Source organism: Ureibacillus yapensis (genome assembly GCF_003515775.1).
Taxonomy (GTDB): Bacteria; Bacillota; Bacilli; order Bacillales_A; family Planococcaceae; genus Ureibacillus; species Ureibacillus yapensis.
Genome location: NZ_QWEI01000001.1, coordinates 82,487 through 100,511 on the forward strand (window position 1 = coordinate 82,487; position 18,025 = coordinate 100,511).

The window sequence follows — 18,025 nt, forward strand, 5'->3', positions numbered from 1 at the left end:
TCATCCAGGAAGCGTCTTTTCCTGTGTCTGGCTTTAGCTGCCTTGCTCGTTTCAAGGGGCTGCAGAATATGATTTATACACCCTTTCATAGCAGAGCAAATGAATTTCCGTGCAATAAATGCCAATTATAAAATTCAGTATTTTATTACTTTTTATAGGTCTATTGTTTATTCGCAAAACCTTTGTTAGAATTCAAAAAACAACTTCATACAATCCTTATATATCTATGGAAATATGGTCCATACGTTTCTACCTGGCAGCCGTAAAGTGCCGGACTATAAGGAAAGTTAGAGTATTATTTTATGCAAAAACTACGGTGCATTCTCTTCTTTCTTTATAGATGAAGCGGATGCACTTTTTTATTTTTACAGAATAGAAGTCAGACATCTGACTAATGATGGTTGTTCATAAAGATCTTTCAGGAGGTTAATGATGAATATTTTATTCGGCTTATTATCCCTTATTGGGTTACTATTTTTAGCTTGGCTACTAAGCAAAAACAAAAAAGCCATCAAATGGCGTACAATTCTAGTCGGTGTCGTATTAGAAGGGATTTTCGTTTACTTTATGCTCAACGTTTCCTTTGGCCGTTGGATTTTGACAAAAGCGGCAGAAGGCGTGCAAAACATCCTTGACTATAGCCAAGAAGGCATCGAATTCTTATTTGGCGGTTTTTTCACAGAAGGAACGAATGTAGGATTTGTATTTGCCATTCAGGTGTTATCTGTGATCATCTTTATCTCGGCACTGGTATCAGCGCTGTATTATTTGCGAATTATCCCATTCGTTGTGCGCGGTCTCGGTTGGATTGTCGGTAAAGTATTTGGTACTACTCGCGTTGAATCCTTTAATACGGTTGCTAATACAATGTTGGGTGTAGTGGAATCTCCCCTGCTCATTAAGCCCTATCTGGCAAAATTGACTCGTTCGGAATTATTCACCGTTATGGTTGGAGGAACGGCTTCAGCCAGCGGAGCAATCCTTTTGTCATATGCTCAAATGGGCATCGATATTAAATATTTACTCATCTCTGTCTTCTCGGTCCCATTTGTTGCGATTGTCATGTCGAAAATCATGGAACCCGAAACAGAAGAGTCACAAACTAGTGAAGATATCAAAATGGAAAGTGCAGGATATACAAATATATTCGAAGCGATTTCTGAGGGAGCAGTAAGCGGCGTGAAGCTTGCCATCAATATTGGTGGTTTACTGATTGCGTTCATTAGTATCTTGGCCCTTGTAGACGGGATGCTGGGCTTCATCGGTACAGATTTAGCAACCATATTCGGTTACGTATTCTTTCCTTTTGCTTTACTTGTTGGTATTCCGGTTGAGGATGCTTTCCGAGCTGCGTCCATCATCGGAACAAAGCTTACAGCGAATGAACTGATTGCATTCCAGGACCTGCTTAAAATTCAAGAGGAACTAAATCCTCAAACGGTTGCCATTCTTTCCGTGGCTTTATGCAACTTCGCAAACCTTGCTACAATCGGACAATTGATTGTAGGTCTTGGTTCTCTAGCACCATCAAAGAAAAAACAAATTGCCTCTCTAAGTTTCAAGGCCATTATTGCCGGTACTATGGCAAGCTTTATTACAGCCATTTTTGTAAATATGTTTATCTAGACACAATCGAGCAATTTAAAAGGAAATTAATAGCCTGGGAGATTAAGTAATCTCTCAGGCTTGTATTTTTATCCTCAATGAAGCTAGCAAACAGAAGGACGAACCACATATTAGAGGTTTGCTATTGTAATTTACCCCTGCATAGGATGGGAATTTCCTCAATAACTTCATCACCAGATATTAGGTATGCAATGTCGTATAGGTTGCAGACTGGACAGATATGGTTTGGGATGATTTCCACTTTGTCGCCGATCGAGACTTCATTTCTGAATTTTTCATTATAGATAATAGCATGCTCATCATAAACTTGGTCAATGTAGACATCATCAGAGTTCTTTATATAACCTAAGCCGGTAGTTGCGCAAATGCCTTGGCTTCGGGATTGCATGGTTAATCCCTTCGCGCCTACATCGGTAATCACTCGCTCATGTGTTGGTTTACTTATAACGGTTGTTAAAACGGTTGCTGCACAGCGGTCATAGGACTCTATAGCATTTCCTTGTGAAACATCCATTAGAATATACGTCCCAACGCGTAGTTCAGTAATACCCTCCATTACCCCAAAATCGTGCATCATTGGCGGTGTGGACCCGATACTGATCGTTTCTAGCTGACAGCCCAAGTCCGTTGCAATTTTTGAAAAATGCAGGGTACGAATTTGAGCAGCATTGTATAGTGCACGGCACTCTTCAATATCTTTCGCTTTATAAGTATGGCCATCATGCGAGAAGATTCCCTTTAAGTTCACATTCGTGCATTCCATAATATACTTCACCAGCTCTATATAATCATTTTCTTCAATAACACCGGACCGATTTTCGCCCACTTCGATTTCAATTAATACCTGGGCGGGTTTTTGGCTATTACTAAAAACCTTCTCTATCATTCTACATTGTTCAACACTATCCACTCCAAAGGAAATATCAATTGTTTCAGCTAGCTTTTTAATGCGATTCAGTTTATCTTCTCCGACTATTTCATTGGCTATAAAAATATCGGTTAGACCGTTCTCGGCCATTACTTCAGCTTCGCCAACCTTTGCAACGGCAATCCCCTTTGCTCCGGCTTGTTCCTGCAATTTGGCTAGCTTCGGTGATTTATGGGTTTTTGTATGCGGTCGAAGCGCCACATTATATTTGTTGGCGTATGCTTGCATGTGATGGATATTATCCAGCATGATTTCTTTATCAAAAAGTAAACTTGGCGTAGCTAAATCTTTAATTTTCATTTATTTTCTCCTCTTTTTCGTCGGAATTAATCTAATTACTCTTAATGCCGGCACCACATAAAGGCATGACGACTTGTTGTTCTCTTAATTTTGGATATTTCTCAAGATATTGCAAATAGCCTGCATAATTAGCTGCTGAAGTTATTTCAACATATACTCCTTTTAAAGCAAGCTCATTTCTCGCCTGAAGAATACTTTCCTCAGAGACACCAATAATATCTCCTCCGGTAGCCCGAATGGCTTCTAGTATTTCCGTACCTCGCGCGGGCGCTGCAATTGCAATTCCTTCAGCTATTGTTCCTTTATTTTCGCCAGCTTCAACCGATGTTTTTCCTTCCTCAAAGGCTTTAAAAATAGGGGCACATGAAGCTGCTTGAACAGCGAGAATTTTGGGCATTTCTTGAATATGGCCATTACTCATCAGTTCCTGGATGGCAATAAAAGCGCCCATTATCAATGTACCATTTCCTACCGGAATAATAAATGCCCCAGGCAGTTTGCCATTCAATTGCTCAAACACTTCATATATATACGTCTTGGTTCCTTCCCAAAATAATGGATTAAAAATATGACTCGCATAAAACAAATTTCTCTCCTCCACCATGGCTATCGCAGCGTTGGAGGTATTTTCCCGGTTTCCCGGTATTTTATGAACTGTTGCCCCATGTGCCTCAATCTGTTTTAGTTTTTTTTCAGATGTTGACTCAGGAACGAAAATATCACATTGAATGCCCGCTCTCGCACCATATGCTGCAATAGAAGTTCCGGCATTTCCGCTACTATCCGCAACAACTCGATCGATACCAAGTTTTTTTGCCATGGCAACAAGTACTACTGCTCCTCTATCTTTAAATGATAGAGTAGGCATATAGTATTCTGCTTTCGCCAGGAGATTTTCCGATATTCTAATTAGAGGTGTATTCCCCTCGCCCAATGTAATTTCCCGCCAAACATCATCTTTCTCAAAAGGCATGGAATCGGCATATTTCCATAATGACATTTCTTGAGAGTGGGCTGTTTCAAAAAAATTTACTTTCTTCTTCTCGTATTCAAGATGCAGCAAGCCTCCACAATCACATTTCCATTTATTACTTTCAAGAGTGTAACTGGACTTACAAGCTGAACAAACATAATTCATATCAATCTTCCTTTCCATTATCGATGATTGCGATAGCTTCTAATTCAATTTGAAATCCATAGTGAAATTGATTTGTAGGAACCACGGACCTTGCTGGCTTATGCTCACCAAAATATTACTGTCTTTTCTTCTTTGTAATATTATTTTCTGTACCTCTAATGAAGCATAGAAAGATATTAATAGAACAACAAGCGATAGCAAACTATTCCTTTATTTACTCTCGCTTGCTGTCTTCAGAGCACCTTATATCATTTTATCTAAAGTTAATATGATTTCAGCAGCTTCCTCTGCTGCTGATTGATCAATTCCTTTATGGAAAACGAGCCGAACCGAATCATTTGATACAGGGCCAATCAATAGTCCCTTTTCTGCAGCCTTTTTACAAAACTCCAAAGCTATAACTTTTGTGTTTGTCAGGTATAAGTTCAAAATATTAGTTTGTACTTCCTTTTGCATATGAATTTTAGTAAGTTTTCCATTCAGCTTGTTAAAAACATATTTTGCATTCTCAATATCTTCATATAGTCGCTCAAGATTGTTTTTTAAAGCATAGATTCCAGGAGCAGCAATTATCCCCGCCTGCCTCATGCCCCCGCCAAATAGTTTCCTTAATTCCCTGGCCCTTTTTATCATTTCTTTCGACCCGCAAACCAATGAACCCACAGGAGCTCCTAATCCCTTGGAAATGCAGAACATTACTGAATCGACATATTGCGTGATGTCTTTAACAGCAACCTTTAGTCCTGCTGCAGCATGAAATACTCTAGCGCCATCCATAAAAATTTTTGCCTCATGATGATCAGCAACCATTCTAATTCTTTTCATTTCTTCAACCGGAATAAAATAACCACCTTCATAATTATGAGTGTTCTCAATACAAATTAGTTTTGCATTACTTTCATACAAAAGCTTGTCGATTGATTCAATATCCGGTGTCATAGTTTCATTCAATTTATATTTTATAGGCTTTAAATGACCATATTTTTCATCAAATAAGATTTTTTCAGTTATCAAAATATGCTGTCGTTCTTCTACTAAAATGGAATCTCCTGGGTCAATCATACTTAGTATGGCCAGAGTGTTTCCAAAGGTTCCAGTTGGAGTAAGTAGCCCCGCTTCTTTCCCAGTTAATTGTGCTGCCATGTCTTCCAGCTCATTAACAGTCGCATCTTCACCTTTTCCGCTTCCATCTACTCTTCCGTCATCACCTAATTTTGCAGAAAGAATAGTAACCAACATTTCTTGATCAGGCATGGTTAGAGTATCACTTCTTAGGTCGATCATTATAATTCCCCTTTATTCTATTAAATTTCTGTTTATCTAGCGGCTTCTCCCCCGGCTCGTTATTTCCACCCGATCAATAATCTTGTCATCTCTAACAAAATAGATATAGTCATGAAGATTCATTGTTGTACAACAATGGCCGGGAATTATTGGGATCTTGTCTCCTACTTTTGCATTTAAAACATCGGCTGGTAATTTGGTATGTTCTTCGCTTACATTTATCTCTTCACAATTACATCCAGGAATTTGGGGCATAGCCTGATCTACACCAACAGATTTTCTTCCAGTATCCATAATTACAAATTTCTCGTTTACCGTCATTACAGACGAAAGGACAAATAACGAGTGTTCATATTCGAGACCAAGTTTTCCATATGAGGCGTCCATAAAAGCGTAGCTTCCGACCTGTACATCTGTATAGACAGTATCAGCATTTCTAAATTGTACAGAACCCGTACTGACTCCGGTGACTCTTTTAACCAAAATTTGGTTCTCATTAAGAAAAGATATGATACTCTTTAAATAGTTTTCTTTTTCAATAGATACCTTCTCTCGAATTGTGAAGTCAAGCTCGTGAGAAATTTGACCAGCATAAGCTTGAATACCCTGAAATTCCAACCCTGGACTCTCCGCTATCTTATTGGCTAATGCTAAAACTTCCTCCTTGCTGTTAACACCACAACGGTCGGCGCCAACATTACATTCAACAAGGCAATGAATGACCGTTCCATAAAAAGATGCTGCCGCCGACAAGTCGTCAATGTTCTTCTCGTCGTCGATACAAACAGTAAGATTACAACATCCTGCCAGACTAGCTACACGAGATATATTTTCTAAACTAGTCACCTGATTGGCTATCAGTATATTCTCTATACCAGCATGTGCAAGATCCCAAGCTTCTTCTGTTTTTGCACAACTAATGCCCTTTGCTCCAGCAGCTATCTGCATATGTGCGATTGTTGTACATTTTACTGATTTATAATGAGGAAACATGTCGATTTTGAATTTATTTAATCGTTGAGCCATTTTTTTTTGATTTCTCTCGAAAGCATCTAAATCTAGATATAAAGCTGGTGTTTCGAGTTGGGATATTTTCATAGTTTCCTTTCCCCCCGTAAAACTATTTCAAATTATGCTTGTTCTACAATTTCTTCAGTTTTCACCTTCGCTAACGTGCGTTCTTCCCATTTAGAAACGCATATCGTACCAACTAGGTCGCCAAGGACATTGGAAGTAGTTGTTCCCATATCTATGAAGCGATAAAAACCTGCAATGATACCAACAACTTCAACTGGCATTCCAAAAGTCTCCACAATCACAAGCATTAAAACGATTCCTCCTCCAGGAACACCCCCACTAGCTGTACAAAGCAATGTTGCCACAATTACCATCTGAATAAATGTTCCAAGGTCGAAGGTCATTCCGTAAAGCTGACTGATATAAATAAGAACTGCAGGGTAAAGGATAGCACTACCACCAGAGTTTATCTGACTCCCAAGGGTAAGCCCAAATTTTGCAATACGATCAGGAATATTAAAGGCTTCTTTTGCCGACTTAATCACTACAGGAACACTTGCTGAACTTGAGCAAGACGCCAGTGTAAACATCCAAACAGGTGTTGACTTCTTAAGAAACGTAAAAATATTCATTTTTGCAAATATCCAAAGAGAACCTCCGTAAACAATCAGCATGAGCAAGATAATGCCAACCCAGAATGTTCCTATAAACCCTGCGACTGAAGTAAAAATAGATAATCCGTACAATCCAAATGTATCGGCCATGAGGAAGAAAACACCAATTGGAGCAAGCTTAATAATCATTGTAATATAAAGGGAAATCATATCATTTATCGAGCGGAACCATTTCAGCACTACTTCCTTATTTTCCTTATTATTCATTTTGAGAATCGCTATGCCCAAGAAAATAGCAATGACCAAAGTCTGGATAACATTTCCACTAGAGAAACTTCCAAACATATTATTAGAGAAAAGACCTGTAATAATAGATTGAATTGTAAGCTCATCAGGGTTTTGAATTTCTACTGCTGTAAGACCTTCCAAACTTACGCCTAACCCCGGTTTAATCAATAATGCAACGGCGATACCAATAATTGCAGCAAGAACCGTTGTAATTAAATAATAAATTAATGTCCTGATCGAAATACGTCCTAGACTTATCGCATCTTCTTGGTCCGCAATCGCTGTAATCATCATACATAAAACAAGTGGTATGATAATCATCTTTATACAATCAAGCCAAATTGTTCCTATAAATTTGAACTGACCCATTGTTTCCCCGAAAACGATTCCAAAAATGGCCCCCAACACCATGGCAATAAGTGTCATTATGGTTGTGTTTTTAATTATTTTTACCATTCTTCATTCCTCCTCTTTTTTTTACAGCCACCTTCTCTAAGAATGCTTGAAATGTTGCACCCCCTTTCAATAATTAAAAGCAAGTATCGTGCCAACTCTATAAATTCTGATTTATCTTTTGCTAAATTGGCCTGTTCTAAAGTTTCAGCATTGTATTTAGATGAAGTCTTTTAATTTTTATGTTTACTTCTTTGTAACCAAAAAATATTTTGAGAATTAAAAAAAAATTGGCGTGTTTTATTTAAGTGAAACAATTTGTTTCATATTAGAACACTCAGAGCATACATTTAATTTATAAAGGTAAAAGGAGGGTTTTTTATGAAGGAAAAATATATGGTGATATCTCCGTATAAAAAATTTGAAGAGGCAGTTAAAGAGATTGCAGCAGAATTTTCCTATGAACCTCTCATTATAGATGGAGAAAAACTGGATAATAAATTTATAAATAAGCTAAATACTCTAGTAAATAATCATTACAAACCAGATGTAATAATAGGTCGAGGAGTCGTTACAACTTATGCCAGCAAGTTTTTTACAAGTGCTGCTGTTGTGCGCATAGAGCCCAATTTTACCGATATTTTATATGCATTAAGAACCGCTCGGCATCATGGAAATAAAGTTGGTATAATAGCATATTCATCAAAAGGAATTGACGAAAATATAGGTATCCTTAAAGAAATTCTTGATTACAAAGAGATTAGGATTTATTTATTTGAGAATCAAATCGATATTGAAAATCAGGTTATAAAAGCAAAAAAAGACGAAATGGATTCAATCATTGGAGGAGGAACTATTGCTTATGAAATAGCAATGTCTCATCATCTTCCTGCTACTTTTATTGAGGTAAACCGTTCTTATATCTTAAATGCGATTGAACAATCTATATCCATTATTGAATCCAGGGAGAAAGATAGAGAGCTTTTAGATAATATTCTTTCGTTGATAAATTGCATGAATGAGGGATTATTAGCAACAAAGGACGATAGAGTGCTAATATCCAATTTAAAGCTTGATAATATAATAAACATTCCTGTTAGTGAGTACTATAATCAAAATGTGAAGTCTTTAAATGAAGACATTGGCAATTTTATTAATCAAAAGGAATTAACAAAGGACATTATCAAGATAAACGGGAAAAACTATTTAGTTGAGAAATTAAATAATCAAGTGAGTTTTGCAGATAATATTATTATTTTTCATAATGTAAGTGAGTTACAGGACAACGAGGTCAAAGTAAGAAGGAAACTACATGCTAATAAGTTTTTCGCTAAGGAAACTTTTAAAAATATAATTGGTAATGATACTAAAATAACAAATATTGTTAACACCGCATTGATTTTTGCAAAAACAGACGCTGAGGTATTAATAGAAGGGGAAACAGGTACCGGTAAAGAACTTTTTGCACAAAGTATACATAATGCCAGTTCAAGAAAGGATAATCCCTTCATCGCAGTGAATTGCGGAGCAATACCCGACCATCTTTTAGAAAGTGAATTATTCGGGTATGTGGATGGTGCCTTTTCAGGGGCAAAAAAAGGGGGAAAAGCAGGCCTATTCGAGTTAGCTCATAAAGGAACCATCTTTCTGGATGAGATTAATTCTTTGCCGTTTATTTTACAGGGCAAACTATTGAGAGTCATTCAGGAAAAAACATTAAGACGAATCGGATCGGAGACTGAGACCTTTATCGATATTAGAATTTTATCAGCTTCAAATAAGGGCATTGATTTACTCATTCAAAAAAATGAATTTAGATCCGATTTATTCCATAGAATCAATACTCTAACCCTTAAGATACCGAGCTTAAAAGAAAGAATTGACGATATTGGGTTACTTGCGAACTATTTTATAGATTTTTACTCTGAAAAATATGATAAAAAAATTCCTAAATTAAATCAAAATGAAATCAATTTACTTAAAGGTTATGATTGGCCAGGGAATATTAGAGAACTAGAGAATGTTATTCACAGGTATGTTATTCTTTTCAATCAAACTAATAGAAATGGTCTGACAAGTGATTTTATTTCAAACTACAACGTTACCCATCCTGAAAGCGTGGATGATTATTCTGGTATTATGATTAAAAAAGACAAATTAGAAAATATGGAACGTGAAATTATCGTTGCCTTTTTAAATCAATATAAATGGAATCGAAAAGAAGTTGCTGAAAAATTAGGTATATCGAGAAGTACTTTATGGAGAAAGCTTAATAATAAGGAAAATAACTAAATCTCCTTGATGAAGTACTGGTTTTATTAAAAGAAAGTCTTACAAGCATCCCTTCTATTATTTGTTTGAGTTCTAGTATATTTTTGCAACATAATTATAATATGAATACCCTCTGGTCAAATAATAAACAAGCCTGTACTTTTGAAGAAAAAACTTGGGAATACAATGAGATTTGATACACGGCTTGCTTACAATTTGATCAGCCTACCTTTTTTGTCGACATAGAAATCGTAGAATTTGAATGATTACTTCACTCAAACCATCTAAACATAAAAACTTCACTCACTTCTGATATGGTTCATCGTAAAAGGCTAATGAGGTTTTTAATTTCCAATAGATTGTTCTCATAAAAAATTGAGTGAATTTCAAAAATAAACTAGAATATTAATGTTATATATTGGAAAAAGGGGTCGGGTATGAAATTAGCCATGAAGATTGTTTTATTTGTTGTCATAACATTGGTCAGTATCTTCTTATTGTTGTTGCTACTCAGGGAATTTAAGCAGTATCAGATTAACAAGGAATCCAAAAGAATTATCCAGAATGGAGGAATCAGTGAAGTTAAGGAATTAACCATTGGTGGGATCTCTCAATATATTTTGGTAGATGGACAAAATAAAGAGAATCCTTTCATTATATTTTTGCATGGGGGTCCTGGGCAGCCCTTTCCATTTGGGGTGAGTTCACGAAATCAATTTCCGGTTATTACTGAAAAGTTTAATGCTGTCTATTTTGATCAAAGAGGTTCAGGGAAAAGTTATCATAAAAATATTGATCTGAAATCCATGAACGTTGAGCAATTCACTTCCGATGCAAATGAAGTAATTGATTTTGTACGTAAAGAATACAATCAGGAAAAGGTATACTTGGTTGGAATGTCCTGGGGCAGCATTATCGGATTGCATTTGGCAAATCGATATCCAGAAAAATTCTTTGGGTACATTGGATCGGATCAGATTGTCAATATGAAAGAAAGCCAAGTACTAGGCAAGCAATGGTTAAAGGAAATCGCAAAAGACGACCAGGAAGTGCTGGACAAAATCGAGTCCCTTGGAGAACCGCCCTATTATGGCGATGTAGAATCTAAATATAGCGACTTGATTAACAAGCACTATGGTTTCAACTATAAGGATGACCAAACGAAAGGTGCAAATATTCTTAAATTAGCAGGCAGATCGCTTGTTTCTCCGGACTATAGTTTGAAAGATATTTATGCAGGATTTTTTTCGGGTGCAACTTTCAGCTTGATCGATAGCAAGGAATTACAACAGGAAATTATTAATACCAATTATAATGATATGAGGATTTTTAAGACATCGATTTATTTGATTCAAGGAAAACATGATAAGGTAGCAAACTTTGACTTAGCAAAAGATTATTTCAATCGAATTGAAGCGCCGAAGAAAAAATTTATCACTCTTGAAAACTCGGCTCATATGCCCAATGAAGAAGATTTTGACGTTTTAATAGAATCGATCGTCCAATTAAACGATCATTAATGAAATAAAGTTTTCTAATGGATACAAGGATTGCAAAAACAAACCCTAACTCCGAAACTGGAATTAGGGTTCGTTTGCGTATAAAGCATTCAGTTTTAATAATACCTCAATTAGTTGATTGCCATTTCTTCTTTGCTATTTACTTCTTCACTTTCCAAGTATACCTTTTCAGGCTTAACCACGAAAATACTAATTAAAGTGGCCATCGTGAAAAGAGCCATAATGACATATAGCACCATGTCGTAGGATTGTGTCTTTTCCAGAACAAATGCACTTAGCTGGTTGCCAGAAAGTCCTGCAAATGCCCAGGCAGATAAAGCTAATCCATGCACAGTAGAAATATGATCTAAACTAAAACGGTCGGATAATAGTGGCGGCAAAGATGAAAATCCACCACCGTACCCTGCATTTACGATACAAAGCATGGTGATAATAAGGATTGCCATAGAATTATTAATGCCATCAAAAACAATTGTTAATAAAATTGCTGCAATCGACGAAGAAAAAATAATTTTATAGATTGAGTTGCGGTCCTTCAACCGATCTCCCCATGATGAGAAAACGATTCGTCCGCCTGCATTGAAAATCGCTGTTAATGAACTGACTAAACCAATTGCCCCAAAACCAATGAATGCTAGGATTCCTTTTTCCTGTGAAATTAAAGCTAATCCGCATGTAATATTAATATAGAACATCAACCAAATACCGATAAACGTTTTATTGGTTAATACTTTTCTATAACTAAAGCTTTGCGCTTGAACACTTTCTTCTTCATAACCAGCTGGTTTTTTTAAAGTTAAGTGACCGATAGCCATCATTACTAAATAGATCCCTGCTAAAATATAAAACATTGTATAGATATTTGCGGGATTCACCAAAAGGCCTTCATTATTTCGTTCTCCAAGCAGTTTTTCCATTAATGGACTGGCAATTACCTTCGCCAAGCCAAAACCGGCAACAGCAAGGCCGGTCGCCAACCCCTTTTGCTCCTTAAACCAAAGCATTAGGGTTTTTACCGGTGTTAAATAACCGATACCAAGCCCAATTCCCATCACAACTCCATAAGAAAGATAAATACCAATCAATGACTTTTGATAAATAAAGAAACCAGTTCCCGCCATTCCTGCTATGAAAAATATTGCCGCGAGCATGGAAGACTTATGTATATCTTTTTCGACCAACTTTCCACCAAAAGCGGCAGACATACCCAGAACAAAAATAGCTATACTGAATGCCCATTCCACTTCACCAACAGATCTCCCGATATAAGAGGCAATATCACCCTTAAACAATGACCAACAGTAAACTGTACCGATACTGCAGTGAATCAATAAAGCAGGTATTACAGCCCGAATCCACTTATTATCAAACTTTTTCATAAAAAAACTCCTTTACTTTCATTTAACCCACTTCACGAACAATTATTAAAAATATAAATAAATAATTCGTGTTTTGAACATAAAATTAACTTTTTTTAAAGAAATTAGGGTTATTTTTTACTAATTTACGAATAAAACGATTATATATCATCTTTGAAAATAAATAAAGGGTAATTATTATATTTTAATAATATTTTTCCCCCTAGCATCAAGGAGATTAGAAATTCTAACTAGATTTCTTAAGTTTTCTAGAATAACATCCTGGAAAGATTTATCTATGTCCTACCTTTCTCATCCATAATAAAAAAGCAGCCTAATCAAATGGATTAGACTGCTTCTAGGCAGAAAACTCTTTGGGATATATAAATTGGTGTCTATCAATGCAGCGCAGAACGCGTTCTTCTGTACGACTCTGAAATAAACTGACCGAAAAACACTCTAAATGTTGATAGTGTTTTAGGCAGTATATCAATCGCAGTGTATCTTAATAATAATTGAAACTAAATACCAATGCGCCACTTTCCTTCCTAATTTATCATCTTGTTCATGCTTTCCCAAAATTCTTTTCGTAAATGTGCCTTTTGGATTTTGCCTGAACCTGTTTTAGGAAGTTCTTTTACAAAGTTGACAGATGTTGGGGATTTATAGTGTGCGAGCCGCTCTCTTGCAAAAGCAATGATTTCCTCTTCCGTTACCTTTTCTGTTTCGCGGACAACCACAACCGCATGCGGAGTCTCTCCCCATTTTTCGTGAGGGATAGCGATCACGGCCGCTTCAATTACCGCTGGATGTTCGTACAGGATATTTTCAACCTCAATGGACGAGATATTTTCACCGCCGCTGATAATAACATCTTTTTTCCTGTCGACAATTTCAATATTTCCGTTATGGTCGACGACTCCCATATCTCCGGTATGAAACCAGCCATTCTTGATGACTTCTTTTGTCGCCTTTTCATTTTTCCAATAGCCTTCCATCACACCGTTGCTCCGGATGACAAGTTCTCCGATTTCCTGACCGTTAGCCGCCACTTCTTCACCATTTTCATTGACTACTTTCACTTCGGTTAAGCTCATTTGATAGCCCGCCTTTGATTTCATCCGGTATTTTGCTTCTTTAGGCTTATCCAAATGTTGGGCGCGGATAATGGATGCTAAGGTCAACGGGGACGTTTCTGTCATTCCATACACCTGTATGAATTCCCAGCCCATTTCTTCCTCCACTTTAGCAATAAATGTAATAGGTGGCGCAGAGCCGCCAATGACAACTCTTACATTTTGATTTATATTCGGTTTATTCTCATCATAATACTGCAGCAGTGAATTCAGTACGGTAGGGGCCATGTGCATAACAGTTACGCCATGTTTTTGCAGCTTCTCGAAAATAATATTGGGACGGGTTTTTCTTAACATAACCTGGGTAGCACCGTTGCTTGTATAATAAAATATCGAGCCCCAACCATTAACGTGAAACATGGGCAAAACATGAAGCAACACATCCTGATCACTTACACGTAAATGATGCATCACTTGAAGGGCTTGCAGGTAATTGTTTCGGTGAGTGAGCATTACGCCCTTTGGATCTCCTGTCGTACCGCTAGTGTAAAGCAGGCTCGCAATATCCTTTTCGTCCATTTCTGCTCGGTCAAACGGCTTTACCGGAAACTGGGTCAGCCACTCATCGTAGTCAAGATCGTTTTCTTCGAGTTGAATCTTGCTGCCCCCGTGAATGATGATCTTTTCAACATTTAACTGATTTCGAACCGGGCCGATCAGACTGTATAATTCCCAGTCTACAAATAACACCTTGGTTTCACTATGGTTTAAAATAAACAAGTAATCATTTGGTTTTAACCGAATGTTAAGTGGGACGGTAATTGCTCCCAATTGAAATACACCGTAAAACCCTTCAAGCAATTCCAATGTATTCGGTGCCAAGAAAGCAACCCGGTCACCTTTTTCGACTCCCAGTTCTTTCAACCCATGGGAAAGCCTGTTTACTCTTTCATTCAGTTCGAAATAAGTTAAAACCCTTTCATCATCAATGACTGCCGTCTTGTCGCCATATAGCTTAACGGCTCGATCTAAAAAATCTGTCAATAGTAACTGTACGAACAGGTTAACCCCTCCAATAAAAATTAATAGTAGGAAATATCATATCGCATTCTATTATTTAAATATTTAAAATATTCAATTCCCATCATAGGTATTATGCCTTCGCCAACAATTTTCCAGCTTTGTATCGATAAACAGGCACCCACGTCCTTCCATTATCCTTTATTTCATTCGGAATGCTCTAGTTTGTAAGTCTCTAATCGGGCTGCTTGTACTTCTATTAAAGAAGAATAAAAGTTTATTCTTCGGTTTGTCTATATCCACTGTGGGTTTTGAAACAAACTTTTTATCTATGCAAGGAAATAAAGGGAAGGATTGAATATGCATGTCCCGCAAAATGAATTATTTGAATATTCATAAAATTGTCATATTCAAGAACGCTAGGATGTATCTTAAGATATAAATCCAATCAATAAAATAGAAAGGAAGATGACTCGACATGAAAGAAAAAGAATTTGATATGACAGATGAGCCGCGTGAAACAATTGACGCCAAAAAACTGCCAAAGTTGGATGGGGAAACAAGGTTTATCATTAGGTCGGAATTCAGAACAGGTTTAACATTGACCATTATTTATTTTCTTTTTGTATTTTCGGTCCCGGCGATGAACTGGTTTAAACCGGATTGGGCATTTGCCAAAGTATTTGGTGGAATTTCCACAAGCTGGTTTTTAACATCGATCGTTGCAATGGTTATGGCCTTTATTATCGCTTATGTGCATACAAAGCTCTACGAAAGATGGGAAAAGAAAGTTCAAACAATCACTTCCAGCCGAAAATAAAGAGAAGGAGGTTATATGATGCAGGTATTGCTTGACCCAAAATATCTTTTTACCATTATTCTGCTAGGAACCATTGTCTATATTACCTATTTGTCAAAAAGGAATGAAAATTCAAGCGACTTTTTCGTTGGAGGCCGTGTATTCGGATGGTTTACAAACGGTTCAGCGATTGCCGGAGACTATTTGAGTGCTGCGACATTTCTAGGGTTGGCCGGTCTCACCTTTTCTATTGGCTATGACGGGGCCTTTTACACATTTAGCTTTTCAATCGGGTTAACACTATTGGCACTATTTGTTGCCGGGCCATTGCGCCGTTTGGGAGCGTATACTGTAGCCGATTTTGTCGCGTATCGTTTTCACAGCAAAAGAGCCAGGATTATCGCAGTAATCGTTGTGTTGGCTATTTCAGGTTTTTATGCAGCACCGCAGCTGCTTGGGGCAGCATCCATTTTAAGCATGTTTTTCGGGACTTCCTATGAATTTGGAATTATATTTACAAGTATTGTAATGATTTTCTACGTCGGGGTCGGCGGAATGAAAGGAACGACATTAAATCAGGCCTTGGAGCTTTGGATCCGATTGGGCGCTTTTATCATTATGGTCGCAGCCGCTATCTATGGCGGTTTCCATTATGATAAGATTTTGGCAACCATCAGTGAGTTCAGCGGAACAATTATAAACACAGGGGCCTTTACAGAAGACGGAAAAGATCTTGTTTTTAACGGGGAAACTTGGTACAAATCCGGGTCATTTAATCCAAACTTTTGGCACAGCATTTCCATGGTGATCGGGCTCGCACTGGGAACAATCGGGTTGCCCCATATTTTATTGCGTTTTTACACAAATCCAAATGCCAAAGCCGCACGTAAGTCTGCAGTTATGTCAATTGGCATCGCCAGTTTATTTTTTGGGCTTGCCGTGTACCTCGGTGTTGTTGGCCGGGCAATCTTTTTGGAAGGGAATGCAAGTCCGGAGGTTATGAAGAACTTGGTTACCGGCGGCGATAACATGGTAGTTCCGTCCATTGCAACAGCGCTTGGAGGTCAATGGCTTCTAGGATTGGTTATTGCGGGCGCATTTGCGGCAATTTTCTCAAACTTGTCAGGACTGTTTATTGCCAGCTCGGGAGCCATTGCCCATGACTTGTATGCAAAGTTTTCAAAGAAAGAGTTAACTGAAAAACAACGTGTTCGTGCCGCAAAATGGGCAATTATATTACTCGGAGTGTTTTACGCAGTCCTTGGTTTACTTGTTAAAGGTGCGTCTATCGGCCACCTTGTTGCCCTAGCTTTTACCGTCGGGGCAAGCACATTTGCACCCATTTTTATACTTGGCATATGGTGGCGTGGCATCACTGAAAAAGGAGCTATCGCTGGCCTGGTTATGGGGCTTTTGTCTTCCCTTTTCATGATCTTTTTCTCATCCGTTCTGCCGGAAGCATTGCAATTTAGAGTCCCTGGCATCATTACTGTCCCTATCGGCTTCTTAGCCGTTTATATCGTATCAAAACTGGATGGAAAAGTGCCGGCAGACGTGAACTCGTTCATGCGGAAGGTTCATGCGAAAGAATAAGCCGCGCAGTATGTTTGGTCTATTACTGACCAAACTAAATTAGTAGAACATTTAAAAAGGCTGGAGCGATGATTCCGCAAAGGAAATCGCTCCTTTTTTCTATATCATTCCCCCACTGCTTACTATTGCGCAAATCATCGAAGCCGCAAAGGAATTGTAAACAATATAGCCATTCGTATTATTAGGGCAGCCAGAGATCTTTAAATAGTATTCTATTTAGATAATGCGATATTTATATGGGCTAAGTGGTGCTCTTCATGCCAAGCCAATTTTGCAACTTTTGTTGCGACTTTTATTTTGCCATTCACCTGGTGAACAAAAGCTCGATCTAATTGTTCTTCCGTTAAGCTATGGCCTAAAGCTACGATTCGCTCATTAATACCTTCCAGCATTTTTATGGAACATTCTACAGGAAGTTTTGTATCCGGTTGAATTGCCCACTTTTCTTCATCAAAAGCTGGAACTGTTGGCTCCTCATCCGTTAAAGCAAGCTTCAGACGCTGATACATGTTCAACTGGGAGTCCGCAATATGATGAACAAGTTGACGAACTGTCCAGCTGCCTTCACGATAAGTTTTACTTAATTCCTCGTCATTTAATGAAGCGACTGTTTCCCGTAAACGAATCGTATAGTTTTCAATTTGCTTTAGCCATTCTTGAATATCTTCCATTGTTACTTTTTCAGAAACCTCAAGTTTGCCAATTGGGTATCTTACATCCATTTTCAATCCCCTTTTCCCTATTATTTATTTCATTATATAAGACTATTCAAAAAATGGTAATGATTAGAGGAACAATTG

General features: G+C 37.6%; 13 protein-coding genes and 1 riboswitch. Of the genes, 5 read left to right on the forward strand and 8 right to left on the reverse strand.

Going from position 1 to position 18,025, the window contains the following annotated elements; genetic code table 11:
- Window positions 1-196: 196 nt before the first annotated feature.
- Window positions 197-298: riboswitch (purine riboswitch) on the forward strand.
- Between the two features lie 134 nt (window positions 299-432).
- On the forward strand, window positions 433-1,626 hold the full coding sequence (locus tag D1B33_RS00390) for a NupC/NupG family nucleoside CNT transporter (RefSeq protein WP_118874353.1): 1,194 nt from the start codon (window positions 433-435) through the stop codon (window positions 1,624-1,626).
- Window positions 1,627-1,747: 121 nt separating this feature from the next.
- On the opposite strand, the gene D1B33_RS00395 is transcribed toward D1B33_RS00390, so the two are convergent.
- The 5 genes from D1B33_RS00395 to D1B33_RS00420 form a co-directional block, all read right to left on the reverse strand.
- Entirely contained in the window at window positions 1,748-2,854 is a 1,107-nt protein-coding gene (locus tag D1B33_RS00395) for a D-TA family PLP-dependent enzyme (protein WP_118874354.1), read from the reverse strand.
- A 31-nt stretch (window positions 2,855-2,885) separates the two neighbouring features.
- Entirely contained in the window at window positions 2,886-3,992 is a 1,107-nt protein-coding gene (locus D1B33_RS00400) for a threonine synthase (RefSeq protein ID WP_233549348.1), read from the reverse strand.
- Window positions 3,993-4,235: 243 nt separating this feature from the next.
- Window positions 4,236-5,276, reverse strand: coding sequence for a threonine aldolase family protein (locus D1B33_RS00410; RefSeq protein WP_118874356.1), 1,041 nt, complete (start codon window positions 5,274-5,276; stop codon window positions 4,236-4,238).
- Between the two features lie 36 nt (window positions 5,277-5,312).
- The gene (locus D1B33_RS00415; RefSeq protein WP_118874357.1) at window positions 5,313-6,374 is read right to left on the reverse strand and encodes an alanine racemase; all 1,062 of its coding nucleotides are present in this window, start codon (window positions 6,372-6,374) and stop codon (window positions 5,313-5,315) included.
- Between the two features lie 32 nt (window positions 6,375-6,406).
- Complete coding sequence (locus tag D1B33_RS00420; protein WP_118874358.1) at window positions 6,407-7,651, reverse strand: dicarboxylate/amino acid:cation symporter; 1,245 nt, start codon at window positions 7,649-7,651, stop codon at window positions 6,407-6,409.
- Window positions 7,652-7,969: 318 nt separating this feature from the next.
- Here D1B33_RS00420 and D1B33_RS00425 point away from each other — a divergent pair, with 318 nt between their 5' ends.
- Window positions 7,970-9,880, forward strand: coding sequence for a sigma 54-interacting transcriptional regulator (locus D1B33_RS00425; RefSeq protein WP_118874359.1), 1,911 nt, complete (start codon window positions 7,970-7,972; stop codon window positions 9,878-9,880).
- A 416-nt stretch (window positions 9,881-10,296) separates the two neighbouring features.
- Window positions 10,297-11,379 carry an alpha/beta hydrolase gene (locus D1B33_RS00430; protein WP_118874360.1) on the forward strand — a complete coding sequence of 361 codons (1,083 nt, stop codon included), beginning with the start codon at window positions 10,297-10,299 and terminating at the stop codon, window positions 11,377-11,379.
- Window positions 11,380-11,489: 110 nt separating this feature from the next.
- On the opposite strand, the gene D1B33_RS00435 is transcribed toward D1B33_RS00430, so the two are convergent.
- Window positions 11,490-12,758, reverse strand: a complete 1,269-nt coding sequence (locus D1B33_RS00435; protein ID WP_118874361.1) for an OFA family MFS transporter — start codon at window positions 12,756-12,758, stop codon at window positions 11,490-11,492.
- Between the two features lie 527 nt (window positions 12,759-13,285).
- Window positions 13,286-14,875: a long-chain-fatty-acid--CoA ligase gene (locus D1B33_RS00440; protein WP_118874362.1), complete on the reverse strand. Its 1,590-nt coding sequence runs from the start codon at window positions 14,873-14,875 to the stop codon at window positions 13,286-13,288.
- Between the two features lie 436 nt (window positions 14,876-15,311).
- On the opposite strand from D1B33_RS00440, the gene D1B33_RS00445 reads away from it, so the two are divergent.
- Both D1B33_RS00445 and D1B33_RS00450 read left to right on the forward strand, forming a co-directional pair.
- A complete protein-coding gene (locus D1B33_RS00445) occupies window positions 15,312-15,653 on the forward strand; it encodes a DUF485 domain-containing protein (RefSeq protein ID WP_118874363.1) in 342 nt (113 codons plus the stop codon).
- A gap of 15 nt (window positions 15,654-15,668) precedes the next feature.
- Window positions 15,669-17,225, forward strand: coding sequence for a sodium/solute symporter (locus D1B33_RS00450; protein WP_118874364.1), 1,557 nt, complete (start codon window positions 15,669-15,671; stop codon window positions 17,223-17,225).
- A 212-nt stretch (window positions 17,226-17,437) separates the two neighbouring features.
- Here D1B33_RS00450 and D1B33_RS00455 read toward each other — a convergent pair whose 3' ends face one another.
- Complete coding sequence (locus tag D1B33_RS00455) at window positions 17,438-17,947, reverse strand: YfiT family bacillithiol transferase (RefSeq protein WP_118874365.1); 510 nt, start codon at window positions 17,945-17,947, stop codon at window positions 17,438-17,440.
- Window positions 17,948-18,025: the final 78 nt, after the last annotated feature.

Excerpts from the sequence above, each read along its gene's own strand:
- D1B33_RS00390 (WP_118874353.1), top strand. The coding sequence starts at position 433 with ATGAATATTTTATTCGGCTTATTATCCCTTATTGGGTTACTATTTTTA.
- D1B33_RS00395 (WP_118874354.1), bottom strand. The coding sequence starts at position 2,854 with ATGAAAATTAAAGATTTAGCTACGCCAAGTTTACTTTTTGATAAAGAA.
- D1B33_RS00400 (WP_233549348.1), bottom strand. The coding sequence starts at position 3,992 with ATGAATTATGTTTGTTCAGCTTGTAAGTCCAGTTACACTCTTGAAAGT.
- D1B33_RS00410 (WP_118874356.1), bottom strand. The coding sequence starts at position 5,276 with ATGATCGACCTAAGAAGTGATACTCTAACCATGCCTGATCAAGAAATG.
- D1B33_RS00415 (WP_118874357.1), bottom strand. The coding sequence starts at position 6,374 with ATGAAAATATCCCAACTCGAAACACCAGCTTTATATCTAGATTTAGAT.
- D1B33_RS00420 (WP_118874358.1), bottom strand. The coding sequence starts at position 7,651 with ATGGTAAAAATAATTAAAAACACAACCATAATGACACTTATTGCCATG.
- D1B33_RS00425 (WP_118874359.1), top strand. The coding sequence starts at position 7,970 with ATGAAGGAAAAATATATGGTGATATCTCCGTATAAAAAATTTGAAGAG.
- D1B33_RS00430 (WP_118874360.1), top strand. The coding sequence starts at position 10,297 with ATGAAATTAGCCATGAAGATTGTTTTATTTGTTGTCATAACATTGGTC.
- D1B33_RS00435 (WP_118874361.1), bottom strand. The coding sequence starts at position 12,758 with ATGAAAAAGTTTGATAATAAGTGGATTCGGGCTGTAATACCTGCTTTA.
- D1B33_RS00445 (WP_118874363.1), top strand. The coding sequence starts at position 15,312 with ATGAAAGAAAAAGAATTTGATATGACAGATGAGCCGCGTGAAACAATT.
- D1B33_RS00450 (WP_118874364.1), top strand. The coding sequence starts at position 15,669 with ATGATGCAGGTATTGCTTGACCCAAAATATCTTTTTACCATTATTCTG.
- D1B33_RS00455 (WP_118874365.1), bottom strand. The coding sequence starts at position 17,947 with ATGGATGTAAGATACCCAATTGGCAAACTTGAGGTTTCTGAAAAAGTA.